Genomic DNA, 21,481 nt, shown 5'->3' on the forward strand with positions numbered 1-21,481 from the left:
ATCCACGCAGCCAGCCGGTGCCCGAACCGCTTTCTGACAGCAGGGAGAGTCATGGATACGTCGCTCAACGCGCCCCCGGGCGCCCACGCCCCGTTCCCGTCGCAGCCGCGCGTGCCTGGCGACGGCGCGGCAGCAGCCCCCGTGGCCGAAGCCCTGCCCAACCGCGACGCGTCCGCCGCCCGGATCGCGGCGCTGTCCCTTCAGCTGACGGCCGCCGACGAAGCGGCCCGCCGCCATCTGGCCGGCGAACTGCATGACGGGCTCGGCGCCGAACTCACCGCCGCGCGTTTCGCGCTCGCAAACGTTCAAACCTGGCTGCCGGCCGATGCGCCGGAGGGCTGCCTGCGCGCGCTCGAGCTGGCGCAGCGGTCGCTCGACGCCGCGACCGACGCCAACCGCAGGCTGATCGACGAGCGCGACACGCCGGCACTCGACGGCGGCGTCGTCGGCGCACTGTCGACGTGGGCCGACAGCCACGCGGCCCGCACTGGCCTGCGTACGAGCTTCGTCTGCGCGGCCGACGCGCGGCTCACGCAACTCGGCGGCGCCGGCGCGCTCGCGATCTTCCGTGTCGCTCAAGAAGCACTGTCGAACGTCGCGAAGCATGCGCGCGCGACGTCCGTCGACGTGCAGATCGATACGGACGACACGCATCTGTCCCTGATCGTCACCGACGACGGGACCGGTTTTACCCGCAGCCGGCGCGCCGGCTACGGCCTCGCCGGGATGCGCGCACGCTGCGAGGCGTTCGGCGGCAGCTTCGACGCGCGTGCGCCGGAAGCGGGCCGCGGCACGCGCGTCATCGCGCGCTTCGCGTGGGACTCGCTGTTCGCGGTGCCGGCCGCCGCGCGCCGCGCGTCGCTTTCGTGAGGTCGTCATGAGCCTGAACATCCTGCTCGTGGACGATCATGCGATCGTCCGCCAAGGGATCCGCCACCTGCTGATCGACCGCGGCGTCGCGCGCGACGTGACCGAAGCCGAGACCGGCAGCGATGCGATGGCCGCCATCGACCGCCAGGCCTTCGACGTGATCCTGCTCGACATCTCGCTGCCGGACGCGAACGGCATCGAGGTGCTCAAGCGCATCAAGCGCAAGCTGCCGGGCGCGCCGGTGCTGATGTTCTCGATGTACCGCGAGGATCAGTACGCGGTGCGCGCGCTGAAGGCCGGCGCCTCCGGCTACCTGTCGAAGACGGTGAATGCCGCGCAGATGATCGGCGCGATCCAGCAGGTCGCGGCCGGCCGCAAGTACGTGAGCCCGGCGATGGCCGAGGCGCTCGCCGAATACGTGTCGTTCGAGAACGAACCGCTGCCGCACGAGAAGCTGTCCGACCGCGAATACCAGACGCTCTGCATGCTCGCGTCGGGCAAGCGCCTCACCGACATCGCGAACACGCTGTCGCTGTCGGTGAAGACGGTCAGCGTGTACCGATCGCGGCTGCTCGAGAAGATGCGGCTGTCGAACAACGCGGAACTGACGTTCTACGTGATGAGCAACCGGCTCGTCGAGATGACGCCCGCGTCGGGCGCCTGATCCGTCGGAATTCACCGGAATCGCGCCGTTCACCGCGCCGGCCTGCGCCGCGCCGGCGCCGGCCGCCGAATGCTGCGCGCAAGCGCTTGTTTTGTCGGGCGATTCCGCAGCACGCCGCTGCGCCGCAGCGGGTCTTTCACGCCAAATCGGCTAAAATTGCGGGTTTTCACTCACTCGGCGCCGCCGCGCTCGCGCGCGCCGGAGACACATCCGCAATGTCCCTCTTCCGCAAGAAAAACGTCGATCGCATGATCGCCGGCGCGCACGGCGCCGGGCTCAAGAAAGCGCTCGGCGCAATCGACCTCACCTTCCTCGGCATCGGCGCGATCATCGGCACCGGCATCTTCGTGCTGACCGGCACGGGCGCCGTGCAGGCCGGCCCAGCGCTGATGCTGTCGTTCGTGATCGCCGCGATCGCATGCGGCCTCGCGGCGCTGTCGTACGCCGAATTCGCGTCGACGATTCCGGTCGCGGGCTCGATCTACACGTATTCGTACGCGACGCTCGGCGAGCTCGTCGCATGGATCATCGGCTGGGACCTGATGCTCGAATACGGTCTCGCGGCGTCGGCCGTGTCGGTCGGCTGGTCGGGCTACCTGCAGTCGCTGCTGCAGGGCTTCGGGCTCTCGCTGCCGACCGTGCTGACGGCCGCACCCGGCGCGATTCCGGGCGTCGTCACGTGGTTCAACCTGCCGGCGTTCCTCGTGATGCTGGTGATCACGACGCTGCTGTCGATCGGCATCCGCGAGTCGACCCGCATCAACAACATCATGGTGTTCATCAAGGTGTCGGTGGTGCTGCTCGTGATCGCGGTCGGCGTGTTCCACGTGACGCCCGCGAACTGGAAGCCGTTCATGCCGCACGGCTGGAACGGCGTGTTCGGCGCCGCGGCCGTGATGTTCTTCGCGTTCATCGGCTTCGACGCGGTGTCGTCGGCGGCCGAGGAAGTGAAGAACCCGAAGCGCGACCTGCCGATCGGCATCATCGCGTCGCTCGCGGTGTGCGCGGTGCTGTACGTGACGGTCGCGGCGGTCGCGACCGGCATCGTGCCGTCGGCGCAGTACGCGAACGTGTCGCATCCGATCTCGTATGCGCTGCAGATCGCCGGCGAGACGTGGGTCGCGGGCTTCATCGACCTCGGCGCGGTGCTCGGCATGCTGACCGTGATCCTCGTGATGAGCTACGGCCAGACGCGGATCATCTTCGCGATGTCGCGCGACGGGCTGCTGCCGGCGACGCTGTCGCGCGTGCATCCGCGCTACGCGACGCCCTTCCTGACGACCTGGCTCGTCGGCCTGTTCTTCGGGCTGATCGCCGCGCTCGTGCCGCTCAACGTGCTCGCCGAGCTGATCAACATCGGCACGCTCGCCGCGTTCTCGATGGTGTCGATCGCGGTGCTGGTGCTGCGCCGCACGCACCCGGAACTGCCGCGCGCGTTCCGTTGCCCGGGCGTGCCGGTGGTGCCGATCCTCGCGGTCGGCGCGTGCCTGTTCCTGATGCTGAACCTGCAGCCCGTCACGTGGGCCGCGTTCGGCATCTGGCTCGTGATCGGCCTCGTGATCTACTTCCTGTATTCGCGGCGCCACTCGAAGCTCGCGCACGGTCACCACGACGCGCATTGACCGCCGCCGCTGCGCGCGCACGCCGCGCGCAGCACCCAGCGTGTAGCGGTACGACGCCACGCCGGGCCGGCACCGGCGCCGTGCGCCCCGCTCCCTCCCGCCTGAATCGTCCCCGCCCGAATCGTCCCCGCCACAGGCGCACCCGCGCGGGCGGCGCGACATGCGCCGCTTCGCCCCGCCCGCGCACGATCGCTGCCCGATCGTCGCGATTTCTTGCCCGATCGTCCGGATTTGCCGCCACGATCTGCACGCTGCCGGCACGCGCGCGCCGGCCGGTTCATAATCCCGCCATCGAACGACGGCCCGGCCCGGCGGGCCGTCCGGCAACAGGAACAGGATGATGGAAAGCGTCGATCTCGATGTACTGAAATCCAGCGCGCGCTGGCTCGACGAAGGGCGCCGCGTGCTGCTCGTGACGGTCGTGAAGACATGGGGCTCGTCGCCGCGCCCCGAAGGCGCGATGCTCGCGGTGCGCGAGGACGGGCTCGTGGTCGGCTCCGTGTCCGGCGGATGCATCGAGGACGACCTGATCGCGCGCGTGCATGCGAGGGGGATCGCGGCCGACGCGCGCCCGGAAGCCGTCAAGTACGGCGTGACGGCCGAGGAAGCGCACCGCTTCGGGCTGCCCTGCGGCGGCACGATCCAGCTCGTGCTGGAGCCGCTCACGCGCGACAGCGGGATCGCCGCGTTGTGCGCGGAAGTCGAAGCCGGCCGCCTCGTCACGCGCACGATGACGCTCGCGACCGGGCGCGCGTCGCTGTCACCCGCGCAGGCGACCGACGGGCTCGCGTTCGACGGCGAGCGGCTCGTGACGATCCACGGGCCGCGCTACCGGATGCTCGTGATCGGCGCCGGGCAATTGTCGCGCTATCTGTGCCAGATCGCGGTCGGCCTCGACTATCAGGTGACGGTTTGCGATCCGCGCGAGGAATACACGGATGCGTGGGATGTGCCGGGCACGCGCGTCGTGCACACGATGCCCGACGACACGGTGCTCGACATGAAGCTCGACGCGCGTTCGGCCGTGATCGCGCTCACGCACGACCCGAAGCTCGACGATCTCGCGCTGATGGAGGCGTTGAAGACGCCCGCGTTCTACGTGGGCGCGCTCGGCTCGCGACGCAACAATGCGGCGCGGCGCGAGCGGCTGCTCGAATTCGACCTGAGCGAGGCGGAACTTGCGCGGCTGCACGGGCCGGCCGGCATCTACATCGGCAGCCGCACGCCGCCCGAAATCGCGATCTCGATCCTCGCCGAAGTGACGGCCGCGAAGAACAACGTGTCGCTTCCGACGATCCTGCAGGTCGAGGGCGCGAAGGCCGCCCGCGAAATCGCGGCAAACGGCGGCGCGGCCTGCGGCCTCTGAGGCCCCCTCCAAACCGGTCGCTTCGCGCCAGCCCCCCAAGGAGACTTCCTTCGGGACGGAAAACCTGGGGCGGCCCGGCGTTTTCTTGACGCCGTCGCTGCGGTGCAAGGCCGCGCCGGATGGCCGTCATGCGTCGGCGAAAACCGGCGCGCGTCGATGCCGACGTCAGGCGAGTCCCGCCGCGAGCGCCGCAGCGACCGAGCCGGCCACCAGCACCACGCCGACCGTGCGGCGCTTGTTCAGCTCCGTCCACAGCAGCACGCCCGTCAGCGATAGCAGGATCAGCGAACCCGCGATCGTGTCCATCAGCAGCACCCAGCCGAGATTCATGCCGACGCCGCGATGCAGGTTGTTCAGCGTCGTCAGGAACGTGTTGCCGGTGCGCTTCACCGACACGTAGCCGTTGCCGACCCAGTATTCCGCCTGCAGGTTCTGGTGCGGACCGAACAAGCCCATCTGCCAGTGCTCGGGCTGCATCACGCGCTTGTCGCCCCAGGCGACCGGCTGCGCAGGCTCCTTGCGCACGCGGCCCGGCCGGCCGTCGAAGTGCAGTTCCTGCTGGAGCCACTTCGTCATCGCGGCGGGCGACTTCGGCATCGGGTCCGGCAACGCGATCTGCATCTGCTCGACCTGCGGTTCCCCGGTCGGGATCTTCAGCGGCGGCGCACGGTGGTTCAACAATACGCCCGTCACGCCGAACAGCAATCCGAGCACCGCGCCCCACAGTCCGACCCAGCCATGCACCTTGCGCAGCCATTTGATGAAGGTCGCGCGGCGCGAGCGCTGGCGGCGCGCCGCCAGTTCAGCGTCGCTCAGGGGCCGTGCGGCCGGATGCAGCACGGTAACGCCCGCGGGGGGCCTGCCCGCCTGCGGCGGGGCGATCGTTTCGGGCGCGTTCACGCGAGAGTATCCATTCGTTCAAAGCAACGGGCGGCGCACGGAAAACGTGCGCCGCCCGGACAGCATGAAAATGAGAATGGATATCATTACATAAATGACGCGGCCGCTCAATCCGCCGGCGCACGATGGAGCGGGCGAGAAAGTCCAGAGATAACCGAAAAAGCACACTGATCGCGCGCAGATTCCGGTCAATAGACGAAAAATGCCGACGAAATGATCGCGAAAGACCCGGATAGCATTTCGCAAGAAAACCCGGGCGGGCGTGGGCGTGGGCGTGGGCTCAGCGACTCAGTGGCTCAGCAGCTCAACCGCTCAGCGGCGCAGCGGCGGCAACGGAAAGCGCGGCGCGGCGTCACCCGGTTCGGGCTCGGTGCGATCGAGCGCATACAGCCACGCGAGCAGATCCGCGACGGCCTGGTAAAGCTGCGGCGGAATCCGGTCGTCGAGGTCGACCTGCATCAGCAGCGACACCATCTCCGGCGCGGTGTGCACGTACAGCCCCGCATCACGGGCACGCGCGACGATCATCTCGGCGAGCAGGCCATACCCCTTCGCGACCACGCGCGGCGCGGCATCGCCGCCTTTCGGATCGTAGACGAGCGCGGCCGCGCGCTTGCGCAACGTCATGCTCATCGCGGCACCTCGTCGTCGGCGCCCGGCACGCCGCCAGCCGCACTGCGCGCATACGCGGCAGCGGCGGCCTGTGCGACGAGCGGATCGAAGCCGTCCGGCTCGTCGCCGACCGCGCGGATCGACAGTCCGCCGAGCTGCAGGCCCGATCCCTCGAACCGTTGCCGCAACGCCGCCTCGTTTCGCGTGAGCCGGTCGGCACCGGCCGAATTCGCGCGCAGCCGCGCGACGAGCTGCTTGCCGTTCAACACCAGCTCCGCGTCGACCGTGCCGAGCGACGGCAACGTGAGCGTCAGCCGGGTGCGCCAGGCGATCCCGTCCCCCGTGTCGTCGCCGCCGCGCGACGCGCGGCCGCCCGGCTCGTCGGGCTCGATCGTCCAGTCGAGCCGCGCACCGGGCCATGCCTCGCCGGCCCAGCGAAACTGGTCCGTCGCGAGTGCGTCGAGCTGCTGCCGGACGATCGGCACGGCGGCCGGATGCACGGGAGCCGATGCCTGCGCCTGCGGATCGGCCGACGCGGTGGCCAGTTCGGCGCGCGCCGGCGTCCAGCGCGGGTCGGGATGGTCGCCGAGCGGGTCGGTCAGCGCGGCCGTGCCCGACGCGGTACCCGGCCGGGCGACCAGCTGGGCGTTCTGCACAGGCTCGTGCGGCACTGCACCGCCCGGCGCGGGCGCGCCCGGTTGCATGGCGAATCGCGGCGCGGCCGCCGGCAACGGCAGACGCGGCGCGAGCAGTTCGTCGAGCACATCGGGCGCATCGTGCTGCGCGGCATCCGGGGCGGGCTGCACCGGCACGGTCGTGAGGCGCGCCTGCGGTTCGCGCATCAGCGCGGCGAGCGGGCGCTGGCCGGCCAGCCACTGCGCGAGATGGGATTCGTAGAAGAGGCCGCTTTCGCTCACGGCCTGCGCGAGCGCCGCGCGCAGCGCCGCGACGGGTGGTGCGGCAGCCGCAGCGCGCGTGGCCGCGACGTCGGACGCGGGCGACGCGGTTGAAGAAGTGCTGGAAGAAGCGGTGTAGGAAGCAGTGGAAGAAGCGGCGGCCGAAGCGGCCGGATCGGAGGCGCTCTGCCCGACCGGCGGCGCGGTCGCCGCGACGCCCAGCAGCACGGAAGGGTCGGCCAGCAGCGGCGTGCGCCCGGCGATCACGGGCGTCGCGACACCGCCAGAGCGCGAGATCGCATCGAGCACGAGCGCGACATCGGATAACGCCGTCTGCGCGGACGCCGGCGGCGCGGCCGGCGTGGCCCCCGTCGCGGGCGGCGACGACGCGCCGGCACCCGGCGTGCCGACTTGCGCGGTCGCGCCGCCGCCGGCGGGCGCCGTCACGGTACCGGCCAGCAGGCTGTCGAGGCGGCTCGCCAGCAGGGCGGCCGCAACGGAGTCGATACCGGTCATGATCGAAGCCTGCTCACCTCAGCCACATCGTTGCGATGCCGGGCACGCGGCTACCGCCGCCCCGGCAAACGGGCACTATCCGCGAGCGCGGTAGAGATCGGTCAATACCTCGGTCGAGCGCCGCGCCTCGAACAGCGCGGACAACCGCGCGACTTCCGGGCTCGCGAGATCGCGGATCGCGGCGTCGTCGGCGAGGATGCGGCGGATCAGCGCGAGCTTGCGGCCGAGGTCCGCTTCGTCGAGCGCGACACCCGGAGCGGCCGCCTTCAACCCGTCGACGAGCCTCAGGAATTCGGCCTGCAACTCCGGCAGCGCGCGCCAGTCCGCGCCGCGCGCCGCGCACAGCATGCGGCCCGACACGGCCGCGAGCGCCTCGTAGCGAGCGAAGTATTCGGCCTTGAGATTCATCGCGCCGCGCCCGCCGCCTGTTGCGCGGCCATGCGCGCGACTTCCGGAGCGATGCCCGTCCATGCTTCCTCGAGCGTCGCGAGCAGCCCGTCGACCTCGACCAGCATCGCGTCGCTCGCGTGCATGTTGGCTTCCAGCAGGCGCCGGCCGATATAGGTGTACAGCGCGTCGAGGCGCTCGGCGATCTGGCCGCCCGCGTCGCGATTCAGCGACACCTGCAGGCCGTTCTCGACGATCCCGATCGCCTTGCCGATCGCTTCGCCGCGTGCGGACACGTTGCCCTGCTGCAAATGCATGCGCGCGAGCGCGATGGCCTGCCGCGCGCCCTGATACAGCATCGCGATCAGCCGGTGCGGGGAGGCGCCCATCACCCCCGTCTCGACGCCGACACGCGCGTACGCACTGGCTCCAGCGTGTCCTGGGGAAAACATGCGCTTCTCCTTGTGATGCGTTGGCTATGCGGTGGCCGCCGCCTTGCGATGCACGACGCGGCCTCGTTCCAGAGTTATCGGAACGGAATTGGAAAGCTTTAGGTGCGCGGGCCGCCGGCGCGGCAGGCAGGCTGCTCCCCTGGGCGGCTGCCCCGGGAAGCCCGTCGCCGGATGCCCGTCGCCGGTTGCCGGCGGGTCAGACCGACATCTGCATGATGTCGTTGTACGCGCTCACGAGCTTGTTGCGGACCTGGAGCCCGAACTGGAAACCGATGTTGGCCTTCTGCATGTCGACCATCACGTCGTTCAGCGACACGTTCGCCGCGCCGACCTCGAACGCGTGCGCCTCGCCGAGCGCGTGCTGCTGGTCGCCGCTGATCTTGTCGAGCGACGCCTTCATCGCGCTCGCGAACGTGCCGGCCGTCGCGGCGCCCGAGCCGGCGAGCGCTGCCGCCGGGCTCCCGACGCCGCCGCTCGCCTGCGCGGCCATCGCCTGCATCTGTTGCAACACCGAACCGATTCCGCTGACGTTGGCAGCCATGTTGTCCCCAGACCTGTAAGAGATGAGACCCGGGCACACCGGGCGTTTCCGACGGCGCCGTACGACGCGCACCATGCCGGATCGCGAAAAAGGATAGCAGCGCGGCGCGCGCCAAAGCCGCGAAAGTACGGGGGAAACCCCGCTCTTTTCGGTCGATCGGAGTCGCGCCCGGGTCCCGATAATCGCATCGTGTCATTGTCCGTCCGCTCGTCCGAGCGGCTCAGTCGTCCCGCTCCGGAGAAACTCCACGCATGGATTCGCAGGCCAACTCGCTGATCAACCCCGACGCCCGCACGGGCCTCGCCAGCCCGGTGCCAGGCGCCACCGCGGCCGCCGCGTTGCCGGGAGCAGGCGGCGCCGGCGCGGACTTCGGGTTCGGCGGCTTCGCGGAACGCATCCCCGGCATCTCGCGGATGAAGGGCAACCCGAAACTGCCGTTCGTGATCGCGGTCGCGTTCGCCGTCGCCGCGATCACCGCGCTCGTGCTGTGGAGCCGCGCGCCCGACTATCGCGTGCTGTACAGCAACCTGTCGGACCGCGACGGCGGCGCGATCATCACCGCGCTCCAGCAGGCAAACGTTCCCTACAAGTTCGCCGACGCGGGCGGCGCGATCCTGGTGCCGTCGAACCAGGTGCACGAAACGCGCCTGAAGCTCGCCGCGATGGGCCTGCCCAAGGGCGGCTCGGTCGGCTTCGAGCTGATGGACAACCAGAAATTCGGCATCAGCCAGTTCGCGGAGCAGGTGAACTACCAGCGCGCGCTCGAAGGCGAGCTGCAGCGCACGATCGAGTCGATCAACGCGGTGAAAACGGCGCGCGTGCATCTCGCGATCCCGAAGCCGTCGGTGTTCGTGCGCGACAAGGAAGCGCCGAGCGCGTCGGTGTTCGTCGACCTCTACCCGGGCCGCGTGCTCGACGAGGGCCAGGTCCAGGCGATCACGCGGATGGTGTCGTCCGGCGTGCCCGACATGCCGGCCAAGAACGTGACGATCGTCGACCAGGACGGCAACCTGCTGACCCAGACGGCGTCGGCCTCCGGCCTCGACGCGAGCCAGCTCAAGTACGTGCAGCAGGTCGAGCGCAACACGCAGAAGCGCATCGACGCGATCCTCGCGCCGATCTTCGGCGCCGGCAACGCGCGCTCGCAGGTCAGCGCGGACGTCGATTTCTCCAGGCTCGAGCAGACCTCGGAAAGCTACGGCCCGAACGCCTCGCCGCAGCAGACCGCGATCCGCAGCCAGCAGACCAGCACGGCCACCGAACTCGCGCAGGGCGGCGCCTCGGGCGTGCCGGGCGCGCTGTCGAACACGCCGCCGCAGCCGGCCTCCGCGCCGATCGTCGCCGGCAACGGCCAGAGCGGGCCGCAGTCGACGCCCGTCAGCGACCGCAAGGACCAGACGACCAACTACGAACTCGACAAGACGATCCGCCACGTCGAGCAGCCGATGGGCAACGTGAAGCGGCTGTCGGTCGCCGTCGTCGTCAATTACCAGCCGGTGGCCGACGCGAAGGGCCACGTGACGATGCAGCCGCTGCCACCCGCGAAGCTCGCGCAGATCGAGCAGCTCGTGAAGGACGCGATGGGCTACGACGAGAAGCGCGGCGACTCGGTGAACGTCGTGAACAGCGCGTTCTCGACCGCGAGCGATCCGTACGCCGACCTGCCGTGGTGGCGCCAGCCGGACATGATCGCGATGGCGAAGGAAGCCGCGAAGTGGCTCGGCATCGCGGCGGCCGCGGCGGCGCTCTATTTCATGTTCGTGCGCCCGGCGATGCGCCGCGCGTTCCCGCCGCCCGAGCCGGCCGCGCCGGCGCTCGCGGCGCCGGAGGATGCGGTCGTGCTCGACGGCCTGCCCGCCCCGGACAAGGCCGACGAGCCCGATGCGCTGCTGCTCGGCTTCGAGAACGAAAAGAACCGCTACGAACGCAACCTCGACTACGCGCGCACGATCGCCCGCCAGGATCCGAAGATCGTCGCCACCGTCGTGAAGAACTGGGTGTCCGATGAACGCTGAAGGCCTGACCAAGAGCGCGCTGCTGCTGATGTCGATCGGCGAGGAAGAGGCCGCTGAAGTATTCAAGTTCCTCGCGCCGCGCGAGGTGCAGAAGATCGGCGCCGCGATGGCCGCGCTGAAGAACGTCACGCGCGAGCAGGTCGAGGACGTGCTGCAGGAGTTCGCGAGGGAAGCCGAGCAGCACACCGCGCTGTCGCTCGATTCGAGCGATTACATCCGCTCGGTGCTGACCAAGGCGCTCGGCGAGGACAAGGCCGGCGTGCTGATCGACCGGATCCTGCAGGGCAGCGACACGAGCGGCATCGAGGGCCTGAAGTGGATGGACTCGGGCGCGGTGGCCGAACTGATCAAGAACGAGCATCCGCAGATCATCGCGACCATCCTCGTGCACCTCGACCGCGACCAGGCGTCCGAGATCGCATCGTGCTTCACCGAGCGGCTGCGCAACGACGTGCTGCTGCGGATCGCGACGCTCGACGGCATCCAGCCGGCCGCGCTGCGCGAGCTCGACGACGTGCTGACCGGCCTGCTGTCCGGCAGCGACAACCTGAAGCGCAGCCCGATGGGCGGCATCCGCACCGCGGCCGAGATCCTGAACTTCATGACGAGCAATCATGAGGAAGGCGTGCTCGAAAGCGTGCGCCAGTACGACGCGGAGCTCGCGCAGAAGATCATCGACCAGATGTTCGTGTTCGAGAACCTGCTCGACCTCGAGGATCGCGCGATCCAGATGGTGCTGAAGGAAGTCGAGTCGGAAACGCTGATCATCGCGCTGAAGGGCGCGCCGCCCGCGCTGCGCCAGAAGTTCCTCGCGAACATGTCGCAACGCGCGGCCGAACTGCTCGCCGAGGATCTCGACGCGCGCGGCCCGGTGCGCGTGTCCGAAGTCGAGACGCAGCAGCGCCGCATCCTGCAAATCGTCCGCAATCTCGCCGAAAGCGGCCAGGTCGTGATCGGCGGCAAGGCGGAAGACGCGTATGTCTGATTCCGCGCGCGAGCCCGCCGGCACCCTCACCGCGTACCAGCGGTGGGAGATGGCGTCGTTCGATCCGCCGCCGCCCCCGCCGCCGCCCGACGCTGCCGCAGCGGCCGCCGCCGCGCTCGCCGCGGACCTGCAGCGCGTGCGCGACGCCGCGCATGCCGAAGGCCATGCGGCCGGTCACGTCGAAGGCCAGGCGCTGGGTTATCAGGCCGGTTTCGACCAGGGCCGCGAGCAGGGTTTCGAAGCCGGCCAGGCCGAAGCCCGCAAACAGGCCGCGCAGCTCGCGGCGCTCGCCGCGTCGTTCCGCGAAGCCGTATCGAGCATCGAGCACGATCTCGCGTCCGACCTCGCGCAGCTCGCGCTCGACATCGCGCAGCAGGTCGTGCGCCAGCACGTGAAGCACGATCCGGCCGCGCTCGTCGCGGCGGTGCGCGACGTGCTCGCCGCCGAACCGGCGCTGTCCGGCGCGCCGCATCTCGCGGTGAATCCAGCCGACCTGCCCGTCGTCGAAGCCTATCTGCAGGACGAACTCGATACGCTCGGCTGGAACGTGCGCACCGACGCGTCGATCGAGCGCGGCGGCTGCCGCGCGCACGCCGCGACGGGCGAGGTCGACGCGACGCTGCCCACCCGCTGGCAGCGCGTCGCCGCCGCGATCGGCAAGGTGAGCGCATGGTGACGCCCACGCCCGAATCGATCCTGCACGACGGAATGACGCCGCTCGAGCGCGAACTCGCGCTCGCGTCGTTCGGCCCCGACGGTCCGCACGACACCGCGCACGACGCGCCGGCACACGCGACGGATGCCGCCTGCGACACGCCGCGCGCGCCGCACAATCCGCATCTCGCGCACTGGCGCACGCACCTGAACGGGCTCGCGACACGCAGCCACCGCGCGCTGCCGCTGCGGCCGTGCGGGCGCCTCACGCGCGCCGCGGGCCTCGTGCTCGAGGCGATCGGGCTGCGCCTGTCGGTCGGCGCCGAATGCACGATCGAATTGCCGCCCGGCAGCACGCTGCCGCACGCGGAAGCGGAAGTCGTCGGGTTCTCCGGCGATCGCCTGTTCCTGATGCCGACCACCGACGTCGCCGGCGTCCTGCCCGGCGCGCGCGTATGGCCGCTGGAGGCCGCGCCCGTCGCCGATCCGCTCGCGGGCGCCAAGCGGCTGCCGGTCGGCTGGGAAATGCTCGGGCGCGTCGTCGACGCGTCGGGCCGCCCGCTCGACGGCCTCGGCCCGCTCGGGTCGAAGGTCGATGCGCCGCTGTCGGCGCCGTCGATCAACCCGCTCGATCGCGAGCCGATCCACCACGTACTCGACGTCGGCGTGCGCGCGATCAACGGCCTGCTCACCGTCGGCCGCGGGCAGCGGATGGGCCTGTTCGCCGGCTCCGGCGTCGGCAAGTCGGTGCTGCTCGGCACGATGGCGCGCTACACCAGCGCGGAAGTGATCGTGATCGGGCTGATCGGTGAACGCGGCCGCGAAGTGAAGGAATTCATCGAACAGATCCTCGGCGAGGACGGGCTCGCGCGCTCGGTCGTCGTCGCGGCGCCGGCCGACGTGTCGCCGCTGCTGCGGATGCAGGGCGCCGCCTACGCGACGTCGCTCGCCGAGTATTTCCGCGACCAGGGCAAGCACGTGCTGCTGCTGATGGATTCGCTGACGCGCTACGCGATGGCGCAGCGCGAGATCGCGCTCGCGATCGGCGAGCCGCCCGCGACCAAGGGTTATCCGCCGTCGGTGTTCGCGAAGCTGCCCGCGCTCGTCGAGCGCACCGGCAACGGGCCCGAAGGCGGCGGCTCGATCACCGCGTTCTACACGGTGCTGACCGAAGGCGACGACCAGCAGGACCCGATCGCCGACTCGGCGCGCGCGATCCTCGATGGCCACGTCGTGCTGTCGCGCGCGCTCGCCGAGGCCGGCCACTATCCGGCGATCGACATCGAGGCGTCGATCAGCCGCGCGATGACCGCGCTGATCGACGAACCGCATCTCGACCGCGTTCGGCAGTTCAAGCAGATGCTGTCGCGCTACCAGCGCAATCGCGACCTGATCGCGGTCGGCGCCTATGCGCCCGGCCGCGACGCGCAGCTCGACCGCGCGATCGCGCTCTACCCGCGCATCGAATCGTTCCTGCAGCAGGGCTTTCGCGAATGCGCACCGTTCGAATCGAGCCTCGCCGCGCTCGATGCGCTGTTCGACGTACACGGAGGCTGATCCCGATGGCACACGGCTTTCCCCTTCAACTGCTGCTCGACCGCGCGCAGGAAGATCTCGATACGGCCGCGAAGCAGCTCGGCACCGCGCAGCGCGACCGCACCGCTGCCGCCGAGCAGCTCGATGCGCTGCTGCGCTATCGCGACGAATACCACGCACGCTTCGCGCAGTCCGCGCAGAGCGGGATGCCGGCCGGCAACTGGCGCAATTTCCAGGCGTTCATCGACACGCTCGACGCTGCGATCGCGCAGCAGCGCAACGTGCTGGCCGCAGCTGAACGCCGCATCGACGAGGCGCGCCCGAACTGGCAACAGAAGAAACGCACCGTCGGCTCATACGAAATCCTGCAGGCGCGCGGCGTCGCGCAGGAAGCGCAGCGTACCGCGAAGCGCGAACAGCGCGACGCCGACGAACACGCCGCGAAGATCCTGCGCATGCGGGCCGACGCCGCCCGCTCGGCATAGCCGCTCACCGCTTTCGAACGAGAGAATCGTCATGCCTCCCCTGCCCCTGCTCGGCGCGCTGCTCGACACCGCCGGCACCGCACTCAAGGCCGTCCGCGACGCGGGTTCGTCGGCCGCCGCCGGCAAGACCGCCGGCAACGATGCCGCCGCCAGCCCGGCCGCCGTACCGTTCGCGCAGACGCTGAAGCAAAGCGTCGACACGCGGCACGACGCGACGAATGCCGGCATGCCGGACGCCACGACGAAACAGGTGTCGGCGACGCCAGCCGCCGGCACGAAGCCGTCCGGCACGGGCGACGACAAGCCGACCGACGACGCGAACGCGACGCCCAATCCCGACGCCGCCGCGCTCGCAGCGGCCGCCGCCGTGCAGGCGCAGCTGCTGGCTCGCACGAACGACGCGGCGCCGGCCGATGCCGACAGCACCGCCACTGCCGCGCAGACGACGGCCGTGTCCGGCCAGCCCGACGCCACGGCCGCGCTGACGAATCATGCCGGCAAGGATGCGGCCGCCGAGCCGGCTGCCCCCGCGCCGGGTCGCGACGCGCTGCAGGCCGCGCTGGCGAAGCTGACCGGCGGCGCGGGCGCGATCGCGATGCCCGCGACGGGCGCGGCGGCGGGCGCGGCGGCGGCCGCAGCGCCCGCACCGGCAGCGACGACGTCGGCCTCGGCCGCCGCCCCGCTGACGCCGAAGGTCCCGACGTTCGACCGCGCGCTCGCCGACGCCAAAGGCGCGCCCGCGACACAGCAGCCCGCCACGCAGGCCGCCGCACCGGCGCTACAGGCCGGCGCAACGGCACAACCCGCCGCGCAACATGCATTCGCGGCCGCCGAAGAAAGCGCCAGCCCGGCCGCCGACGCAACGGTCGCTGCCGCCGCCACGGCTGCGGCAGCCGCCCAGGCGAACCTCCAGGCATCGCCCGCCGCAAGCACGATCGCCGCGGCCAACCCGCACGTGCTGGCCCCGCACGTCGGCACCGCCGACTGGACGGATGCGCTGAGCCAGAAGGTCGTGTTCCTGTCGAATGCGCACCAGCAGAGCGCCGAGCTGACGCTGAACCCGCCGGACCTCGGCCCGCTGCAGGTCGTGCTGCGCGTCGCGGACAACCACGCGCATGCACTGTTCGTATCGCAGCACGCGCAGGTGCGTGACGCGGTGGAAGCCGCGCTGCCGAAGCTGCGCGAGGCGATGGAAGCGGGCGGGCTCGGCCTGGGCAGCGCGACCGTCAGCGACGGCGGCTTCGCGTCTCAGCAGCAGAACCCGCAGCAAAGCTTCGCCGGCGGCCGGTCGTCGCCGCGCGCGCGCGCCGGATCGTCAGCCGTCGACGCACCGCTCGACGCCGCGCAATCCGCATCGGCCGCCGCCACCGTGAGCCGCGCGGGCCTCGTCGATACGTTCGCCTGAGCATCGCGTCGCTCGCGTGCCGGTATGTGCCGGTACGTGCGAGTATGTGCCGCTCAGCGGCCGTGCGCGGCCGCGGCCGCCTCGCCGCGCGGCACGCTGCCCCGGCGCGCCGCGACGATGAAGTCCGCCGCGCGTTCGCCGATCATCACCGACGGCGCATTCGTGTTCCCGCCGATCAGCGTCGGCATCACCGACGCATCCACCACCCGCAGCCTTTCGACACCCCGAACGCGCAGTTGCGGATCCACGACCGCGCGCGCATCCGAGCCCATCCGGCAGGTTCCGACCGGGTGATAGATCGTGTCGGCGTGCGCGACGATCGTCGCGCGCAGCTCGGCTTCGCTCTGGCCCGCGCGCGTGTACAGCTCGCGCCCGCCCTGCGACGCGAGCGGCGCCTGCGACAGGATCCGGCGCATCGCCTGCGCACCGCGCACGAGCAGGTCGAGATCGCGCGTATCGCTGAAGAAACGCGGATCGATCAGCGGCGCGTCGCGCGCATCGCCGCTCGCGAGCGCGACCGTGCCGCGGCTGAACGGGCGCAACGCGCACACGTGCAGCGAATAACCGAAGCCCCAGTGCATCTTGCGGTTGTGATCGTCGACGAGCGCCGTGCAGAAATGCAGCTGCAGGTCCGGACGATCGAGCGACGGATCGCTCTTGATGAAGCCGCCGGCCTCCGCGACGTTGCTCGTCATCATCCCCGTGCGGCTCGAGAAATAGCGCGCGAGCGCCGGCGCCATCTTCGCGATCCCGCGCAGGCAGATGCCGACCAGCTCCGACGAATTCACGCGCGTGTTGATGATGAAGTCGATATGGTCGATCAGGTTGGTGCCGACATCCGGCGCGTCCTGCACGACCGCGATCCCGTGCCGGCGCAGTTGTTCCGCCGGCCCGATCCCCGAGCACATCAGCAATTGCGGCGAATTGAACGCGCCGGCCGACAGGATCACTTCCGCGCGCGCGCCGAGCGTCTCGACGCGTCCGTCGCGCGACACCACCACACCGACCGCGCGCCTGCCGTCGAAGCCCACGCGCAGCACCGTCGCATCGGTGATCACATGCAGGTTCGGCCGGTCACGGTCGTAGATGTACGCACGTGCAACGCTGCAGCGCGAGCCGTCGCGATGCGTGACCTGATAGAAGCCGACGCCTTCCTGCGTCGCGCCGTTGAAGTCGTCGTTGAGCGGATAACCGGCCGCGTGCGCGGCCTGGATGAATCGTTCGGAGAACGGATTGCGAAAGCGCAGATCGGACACCGTCAGCGGCCCGTCCGCGCCGTGCCAGGCGTCGGCGCCGCGCGCGTTGCCTTCCGCGCGGCGGAAATACGGCAGCACGTCCTGCCAGCCCCAGCCCGTCGCACCGAGTTGTGCCCACTCGTCGTAGTCGCCCGGATGGCCGCGCGTGTAGATCATCGCGTTGATCGCGCTCGAGCCGCCCATCCCGCGTCCGCGCGGCTGGTAGCCGCGGCGGCCGCCGAGGCCCGGCTGCGGCACCGTTTCGTAACCGTAGTTCGTGCCGAGCTTGAACGGCACGAGCGCCGCGATCCCCACCGGCATGTTGACGAGCAGGTTGCGGGCCGTGTGCGAACCGGCCTCGATCAACGCGATCGTCGCGTCGGGGCATGCATCGGCGAGGCGGCTCGCGAGGCTCGACCCGCCCGATCCTCCGCCGACGATGATGTAGTCGTATTGCATGTCACGTCTCCTTCGTGTCATGAACGGCGCCCGGCGCGGCCCGGCTCCCGCTTGTAATGTTCGGGCATTGTAGGAATGGCCGTCGCGCGCGCGGCACGCCGATTCAAGAGCGATTCCTCTAAACGCCCGCGTGAACTAAATTTAAGATGTATCGATGAATTCGACGCGATGCAGCGGCCGCCAGAAGCCGCGCCGTCGCGAAACTGGGGAGACGACGATGCAGCGCGACGTTCTGCAGGCCGCGTGCCGACCGGGTTGTCCGGACGCACCGCGCGCGGCCCGCATTTCATTTCAAACGGATGCCTTGGCGGTGACGTGCAACACCGTGCGCGCGGCCGGTCGAAATCGAACGACGCCGCGTATCGCCGACCGTTTGAACGGCGCGTCGCATGCGCGGCTCGACCTGCCGATTCATGCATCGTCGCGCGCATCGCGTCATGCCGCTTCGGTGCGCCGGCAAGCATCGGCAATTCGCGATCGCGCACCATTCGGAAGTCGCAGCGAGCCGCACGCGCACCCCGAGCAATCCCGTTTTCGAACACGAATACCGTCGCGCGGATACGACGCTTGCCGCACGTTGCACCCTGTTTTCGACCGTGCATTGCATCCGGCCCCGTGCCGCGCGACGCGCGCCATCCCGACCCGCCCCACCACGCTCGCCGAGCGGGTACGTGCGGCCTGACTGCTGGCCGACGTGCCACGCCCAACTGGAGTAGACGACATGAAGAACGACCTGCCCGAACTGGCCCCGCAAACGGCGCCGTCGGTCGATGCGCTGACGTCGCTGCTGCGCGACCAGCGCGCGGCCTACCTGCGCGCGCCGTATCCGGAGTGGGACACCCGCGCGCAGCACCTGCGCGCGCTGCGCACGATGCTGCTCGATCACGCGGATGCGCTCGCCGATGCGATCAGCGCCGACTTCGGGCATCGCGCGAAGCAGGAAGTACTGCTGTCGGAAATCTGGATGGCGAAGGAAGAGATCGACGATGCGCTCAAGCACGGCAAGCGCTGGATGAAGCCCATCCGCAAGCCGATGAACAAGTGGCTGCGGCCGGCGCGCGCGAAGGTGCTGCCGCAGCCGCTCGGCGTGGTCGGCATCGTCGTGCCGTGGAACTATCCGCTCCTGCTCGCGGCCGGGCCGCTGATCTGCGCGCTCGCGGCCGGCAACCGCGCGATCATCAAGATGTCCGAACTGACGCCGCGCACGTCGGCGCTGTTCGCGCAACTGATCGGGAAGACCTTCTCGCGCGACCACGTCGCGGTCGTGAACGGCGATGCGGAGATCGGCGCCGCATTCAGCGCGCTGCCGTTCGATCACCTGCTGTTCACCGGGTCGACGCACGTCGGCCGCCATGTGATGCGCGCCGCGGCCGACAACCTCACACCCGTCACGCTCGAACTCGGCGGCAAGTCGCCGGCGATCGTCGGTCCGAATGCGCGCTTCGATGCAGCCGTCGACGCGATCATCGGCGGCAAGACGCTGAACGCGGGCCAGACCTGCATCGCGCCCGACTACGTGCTGCTGCCGCGCGGAATGGAAGCCGCGTTCATCGAGCGGGCACGGGCGCGCTTCGCGAAGCTGTATCCGGACCTGTCAACCAACGGCGACTACACGACGATCGTGTCGCCGCGCCATTACGCCCGGCTGCAGCAGCTAGCGACCGACGCGCAGGCGGCAGGCGCGCAATTGCATCCGCTGTCGGACGCGCAGTCCGATCCCGCGTCACGCCGCTTCGTGCCGTGCGCGGTCACGCACGTGCCGGCCGCATCGCAACTGATGCAGGAGGAAATCTTCGGGCCGTTGCTGCCGCTCGTGCCGTACGAGCGGCTCGACGAGGCGATCGCGTACGTGAACGCGCGGCCGCGGCCGCTCGCGCTGTACCTGTTCGACGAGGATGGCGGCACGGTCGAGCGCGTGATGCGCGAAACGATCTCGGGGGGCGTGACGGTGAACGACGCACTGCTGCACATTGCGTGCGGCAGCCTGCCGTTCGGCGGCGTCGGCGCGAGCGGGATGGGCGCGTATCACGGCTACGACGGCTTCGTGACGTTCTCGAAGATGAAGCCCGTGCTCACGCAGGCGCGCCTGAATACCCGTGGGCTGATCGCACCGCCTTACGGCAAGCGCTTCGCCGCGGTCATCAGGATGATGCTGAAGTTCTGAGCGATGCGGGCCGCGCGCCACGCGCGCCGGCCCGCCCGCGAACGCCGCGCGGCGACGCTGCCGCGCGCGCCGTCGCACGTCACACGGGCCAGAGCGGCCCTTCCTGCATCGCGCCGATCTGCTCGCGCAGCTCGAGCACGCGTGCTTCCCAGTAGCGATGCGTGTTGAACCACGGGAACGCGGCCGGAAACGCCGGATCGTCCCAGCGGCGCGCCAGCCAGGCCGCGTAGTGGATCAAGCGCAGCGTGCGCAGCGCTTCGACCAGATGCAGCTCGCGCGGCTCGAATTCGCAGAAGTCCTCATAACCTGCGAGCAGGTCCGCGAGCGCGCGCGACGCGCCTTCGCGATCGCCCGGCAGCAGCAGCCACAGATCCTGGACGGCGGGCGCCATCCGGCTATCGTCGAAGTCGACGAAATGCGGGCCTGCGTCGGTCCACAACACGTTGCTCGGATGGCAGTCGCCGTGCGTGCGCAGCAGGCGAATCTCGCCCGCACGCTCGAACGCGGCCTCGACGCCTTCGAGCGCGAGGTTCACCGCCGTCTCGTAGGCGGGCCGGACATCGTCGGGAAGAAAATCGTGCGCGAGCAGGTAGTCGCGCGGCTCGTAGCCGAACGTGCGGATGTCGAGCACCGGACGCGCGACATACGGCTCGGTCGCGCCGACCGCGTGAATCCGGCCGATGAAGCGGCCGAGCCATTCGAGCGTGTCGCTGCGGTCGAGATCGGGCGCGCGGCCGCCGCGCCGCTCGAAGATCGAGAAGCGGAAGCCGTCGAACGCGTGCAGCGTGCGGCCGTCGAACGTGCGCGCGGGCACCGCCGGAATCTCGCGCGCGGCGAGCTCGGCGACGAACGCGTGTTCTTCCAGGATCGCGTCGTCCGACCAGCGCGCGGGCCGGTAGAACTTCGCGACGACCGGCGGGCCGTCTTCGATGCCGACCTGGTAGACGCGGTTTTCGTAGCTGTTGAGCGCGAGCAGGCGCCCGTCGGTGCGCAGCCCGGACGGCATCAGCACGCTGTCGAGCGCGTCGAGCACGCACTCGGGCGTGAGGCCGGCGAACGGCGGGCCGGCGGGAGCTGCGGGGGCGGGAGTGTCGTCTTTCATGCCCCGCATTGTGCCGTCAGCCGCGCCGAAACACGAGCGCCCGGTGCGGCACGCGCGCTCAGTGGATCGCGGCGCCGGCCGGCAGCACGGATTCGCCGGTGTCGATCAGGTCCTCGAGAAAGAACGGCTCGGTGTTGAGTTCCTTCGACTCGCCCGGCACGCCCGCGTACCAGGTCACCATGGCCATGTCGCCCAGAACGCGCTGAACGATGCCGCGCGCGCCCTTCGGCACTGCGATATGGGTAGTGCAGACAATCGACCCGACATGCATGATGGTTCCCCACTCTTGAAACTTGAAACCCGGCTCGCTGGCGAGCCGGCAAATGCACGATCCGCGCCGCCCTCGTCGGGGTGTTGCGCGTGATCCCATTGTTCACGGTTTATCGAAGCGCGAAAAGAAGAAGAAGCAGGCGAAGTGCCGCGAATTCGTCGAATGTCTCCAATCAACCACTGCGCCGCGCGTGCGCTTGCACGGGCGGATACCCCCATCATACCCTGTCGAATGTGACTGTCCGCCGAATCCGGCCATACGCGCGGCGCGCACGCGAATCGCACGACAGGCGTATCGTCTGCCCTTTGCCCGGTCGCGAGGAGACTTCGCGTGAGCGCAGCGAA

Annotated in this window: 21 protein-coding genes; 12 read left to right on the forward strand and 9 right to left on the reverse strand. The window is 70.1% G+C overall.

Annotation, left to right across the window (positions count from 1 at the left end; genetic code table 11):
- The first annotated feature begins 51 nt into the window (after window positions 1–51).
- From rqpS to DIE02_RS17715, 4 genes are all read left to right on the forward strand, one after another.
- Window positions 52–870 (forward strand): quorum system sensor histidine kinase RqpS, encoded by an 819-nt coding sequence (rqpS, locus tag DIE02_RS17700; protein ID WP_124486666.1) that lies wholly within the window; start codon window positions 52–54, stop codon window positions 868–870.
- 7 nt (window positions 871–877) lie between these two features.
- Window positions 878–1,534 carry a response regulator transcription factor RqpR gene (rqpR, locus tag DIE02_RS17705; protein ID WP_124486667.1) on the forward strand — a complete coding sequence of 219 codons (657 nt, stop codon included), beginning with the start codon at window positions 878–880 and terminating at the stop codon, window positions 1,532–1,534.
- A gap of 215 nt (window positions 1,535–1,749) precedes the next feature.
- A complete protein-coding gene (locus DIE02_RS17710; protein WP_124486668.1) occupies window positions 1,750–3,156 on the forward strand; it encodes an amino acid permease in 1,407 nt (468 codons plus the stop codon).
- Window positions 3,157–3,496: 340 nt separating this feature from the next.
- Window positions 3,497–4,522 (forward strand): XdhC family protein, encoded by a 1,026-nt coding sequence (locus DIE02_RS17715; RefSeq protein ID WP_124486669.1) that lies wholly within the window; start codon window positions 3,497–3,499, stop codon window positions 4,520–4,522.
- 165 nt (window positions 4,523–4,687) lie between these two features.
- Here the strand turns inward: DIE02_RS17715 and DIE02_RS17720 are convergent, their stop codons facing one another.
- The 6 genes from DIE02_RS17720 to fliE all read right to left on the reverse strand — a co-directional run bounded on the left by DIE02_RS17720 (window position 4,688) and on the right by fliE (window position 8,826).
- A complete protein-coding gene (locus DIE02_RS17720; RefSeq protein ID WP_124486670.1) occupies window positions 4,688–5,422 on the reverse strand; it encodes a PepSY-associated TM helix domain-containing protein in 735 nt (244 codons plus the stop codon).
- Between the two features lie 312 nt (window positions 5,423–5,734).
- Window positions 5,735–6,055: an EscU/YscU/HrcU family type III secretion system export apparatus switch protein gene (locus DIE02_RS17725; protein ID WP_124486671.1), complete on the reverse strand. Its 321-nt coding sequence runs from the start codon at window positions 6,053–6,055 to the stop codon at window positions 5,735–5,737.
- Window positions 6,052–7,446, reverse strand: coding sequence for a flagellar hook-length control protein FliK (locus DIE02_RS17730; protein ID WP_124486672.1), 1,395 nt, complete (start codon window positions 7,444–7,446; stop codon window positions 6,052–6,054). Before DIE02_RS17730 ends, DIE02_RS17725 begins: the two co-directional genes overlap by 4 nt.
- 75 nt (window positions 7,447–7,521) lie before the next feature.
- Window positions 7,522–7,854 (reverse strand): flagellar protein FliT, encoded by a 333-nt coding sequence (locus DIE02_RS17735; RefSeq protein ID WP_044849239.1) that lies wholly within the window; start codon window positions 7,852–7,854, stop codon window positions 7,522–7,524.
- Window positions 7,851–8,285, reverse strand: coding sequence for a flagellar export chaperone FliS (gene fliS / locus DIE02_RS17740; protein WP_044849240.1), 435 nt, complete (start codon window positions 8,283–8,285; stop codon window positions 7,851–7,853). The genes DIE02_RS17735 and fliS overlap by 4 nt, the downstream gene beginning before the upstream one ends.
- Before the next feature lie 196 nt (window positions 8,286–8,481).
- Entirely contained in the window at window positions 8,482–8,826 is a 345-nt protein-coding gene (fliE, locus tag DIE02_RS17745) for a flagellar hook-basal body complex protein FliE (protein ID WP_044849241.1), read from the reverse strand.
- Window positions 8,827–9,077: 251 nt separating this feature from the next.
- On the opposite strand from fliE, the gene fliF reads away from it, so the two are divergent.
- Genes fliF through DIE02_RS17780 form a run of 6 tightly spaced genes read left to right on the forward strand, consistent with a single transcriptional unit; the run spans window position 9,078 to window position 15,906 of the window.
- Window positions 9,078–10,841 carry a flagellar basal-body MS-ring/collar protein FliF gene (fliF, locus tag DIE02_RS17755; RefSeq protein ID WP_044849242.1) on the forward strand — a complete coding sequence of 588 codons (1,764 nt, stop codon included), beginning with the start codon at window positions 9,078–9,080 and terminating at the stop codon, window positions 10,839–10,841.
- Entirely contained in the window at window positions 10,831–11,826 is a 996-nt protein-coding gene (gene fliG, locus DIE02_RS17760; protein ID WP_124486673.1) for a flagellar motor switch protein FliG, read from the forward strand. The genes fliF and fliG overlap by 11 nt, the downstream gene beginning before the upstream one ends.
- Window positions 11,819–12,502 carry a flagellar assembly protein FliH gene (fliH, locus tag DIE02_RS17765; protein ID WP_124486674.1) on the forward strand — a complete coding sequence of 228 codons (684 nt, stop codon included), beginning with the start codon at window positions 11,819–11,821 and terminating at the stop codon, window positions 12,500–12,502. Before fliG ends, fliH begins: the two co-directional genes overlap by 8 nt.
- Window positions 12,496–14,037, forward strand: coding sequence for a flagellar protein export ATPase FliI (gene fliI, locus DIE02_RS17770; protein WP_124486675.1), 1,542 nt, complete (start codon window positions 12,496–12,498; stop codon window positions 14,035–14,037). The genes fliH and fliI overlap by 7 nt, the downstream gene beginning before the upstream one ends.
- A 5-nt stretch (window positions 14,038–14,042) precedes the next feature.
- Window positions 14,043–14,501, forward strand: coding sequence for a flagellar export protein FliJ (gene fliJ, locus DIE02_RS17775; protein ID WP_044849246.1), 459 nt, complete (start codon window positions 14,043–14,045; stop codon window positions 14,499–14,501).
- Between the two features lie 31 nt (window positions 14,502–14,532).
- Window positions 14,533–15,906 carry a flagellar hook-length control protein FliK gene (locus tag DIE02_RS17780; RefSeq protein WP_124486676.1) on the forward strand — a complete coding sequence of 458 codons (1,374 nt, stop codon included), beginning with the start codon at window positions 14,533–14,535 and terminating at the stop codon, window positions 15,904–15,906.
- Window positions 15,907–15,959: 53 nt separating this feature from the next.
- Here the strand turns inward: DIE02_RS17780 and DIE02_RS17785 are convergent, their stop codons facing one another.
- Window positions 15,960–17,600 carry a GMC family oxidoreductase gene (locus DIE02_RS17785; RefSeq protein ID WP_124486677.1) on the reverse strand — a complete coding sequence of 547 codons (1,641 nt, stop codon included), beginning with the start codon at window positions 17,598–17,600 and terminating at the stop codon, window positions 15,960–15,962.
- 217 nt (window positions 17,601–17,817) lie between these two features.
- Here DIE02_RS17785 and DIE02_RS17795 point away from each other — a divergent pair, with 217 nt between their 5' ends.
- Both DIE02_RS17795 and DIE02_RS17800 read left to right on the forward strand, forming a co-directional pair.
- On the forward strand, window positions 17,818–18,282 hold the full coding sequence (locus tag DIE02_RS17795) for a hypothetical protein (RefSeq protein WP_124486678.1): 465 nt from the start codon (window positions 17,818–17,820) through the stop codon (window positions 18,280–18,282).
- A 39-nt stretch (window positions 18,283–18,321) separates the two neighbouring features.
- Window positions 18,322–19,764 (forward strand): coniferyl aldehyde dehydrogenase, encoded by a 1,443-nt coding sequence (locus tag DIE02_RS17800; RefSeq protein ID WP_124486679.1) that lies wholly within the window; start codon window positions 18,322–18,324, stop codon window positions 19,762–19,764.
- Between the two features lie 79 nt (window positions 19,765–19,843).
- Here the strand turns inward: DIE02_RS17800 and DIE02_RS17805 are convergent, their stop codons facing one another.
- Window positions 19,844–20,875 (reverse strand): serine/threonine protein kinase, encoded by a 1,032-nt coding sequence (locus DIE02_RS17805; RefSeq protein WP_124486680.1) that lies wholly within the window; start codon window positions 20,873–20,875, stop codon window positions 19,844–19,846.
- 49 nt (window positions 20,876–20,924) lie between these two features.
- Window positions 20,925–21,137, reverse strand: coding sequence for a hypothetical protein (locus tag DIE02_RS17810; RefSeq protein WP_011886311.1), 213 nt, complete (start codon window positions 21,135–21,137; stop codon window positions 20,925–20,927).
- Window positions 21,138–21,481: the final 344 nt, after the last annotated feature.

This window comes from Burkholderia sp. Bp8991, assembly GCF_003853795.1.
In the GTDB taxonomy this organism is placed as follows: Bacteria; Pseudomonadota; Gammaproteobacteria; order Burkholderiales; family Burkholderiaceae; genus Burkholderia.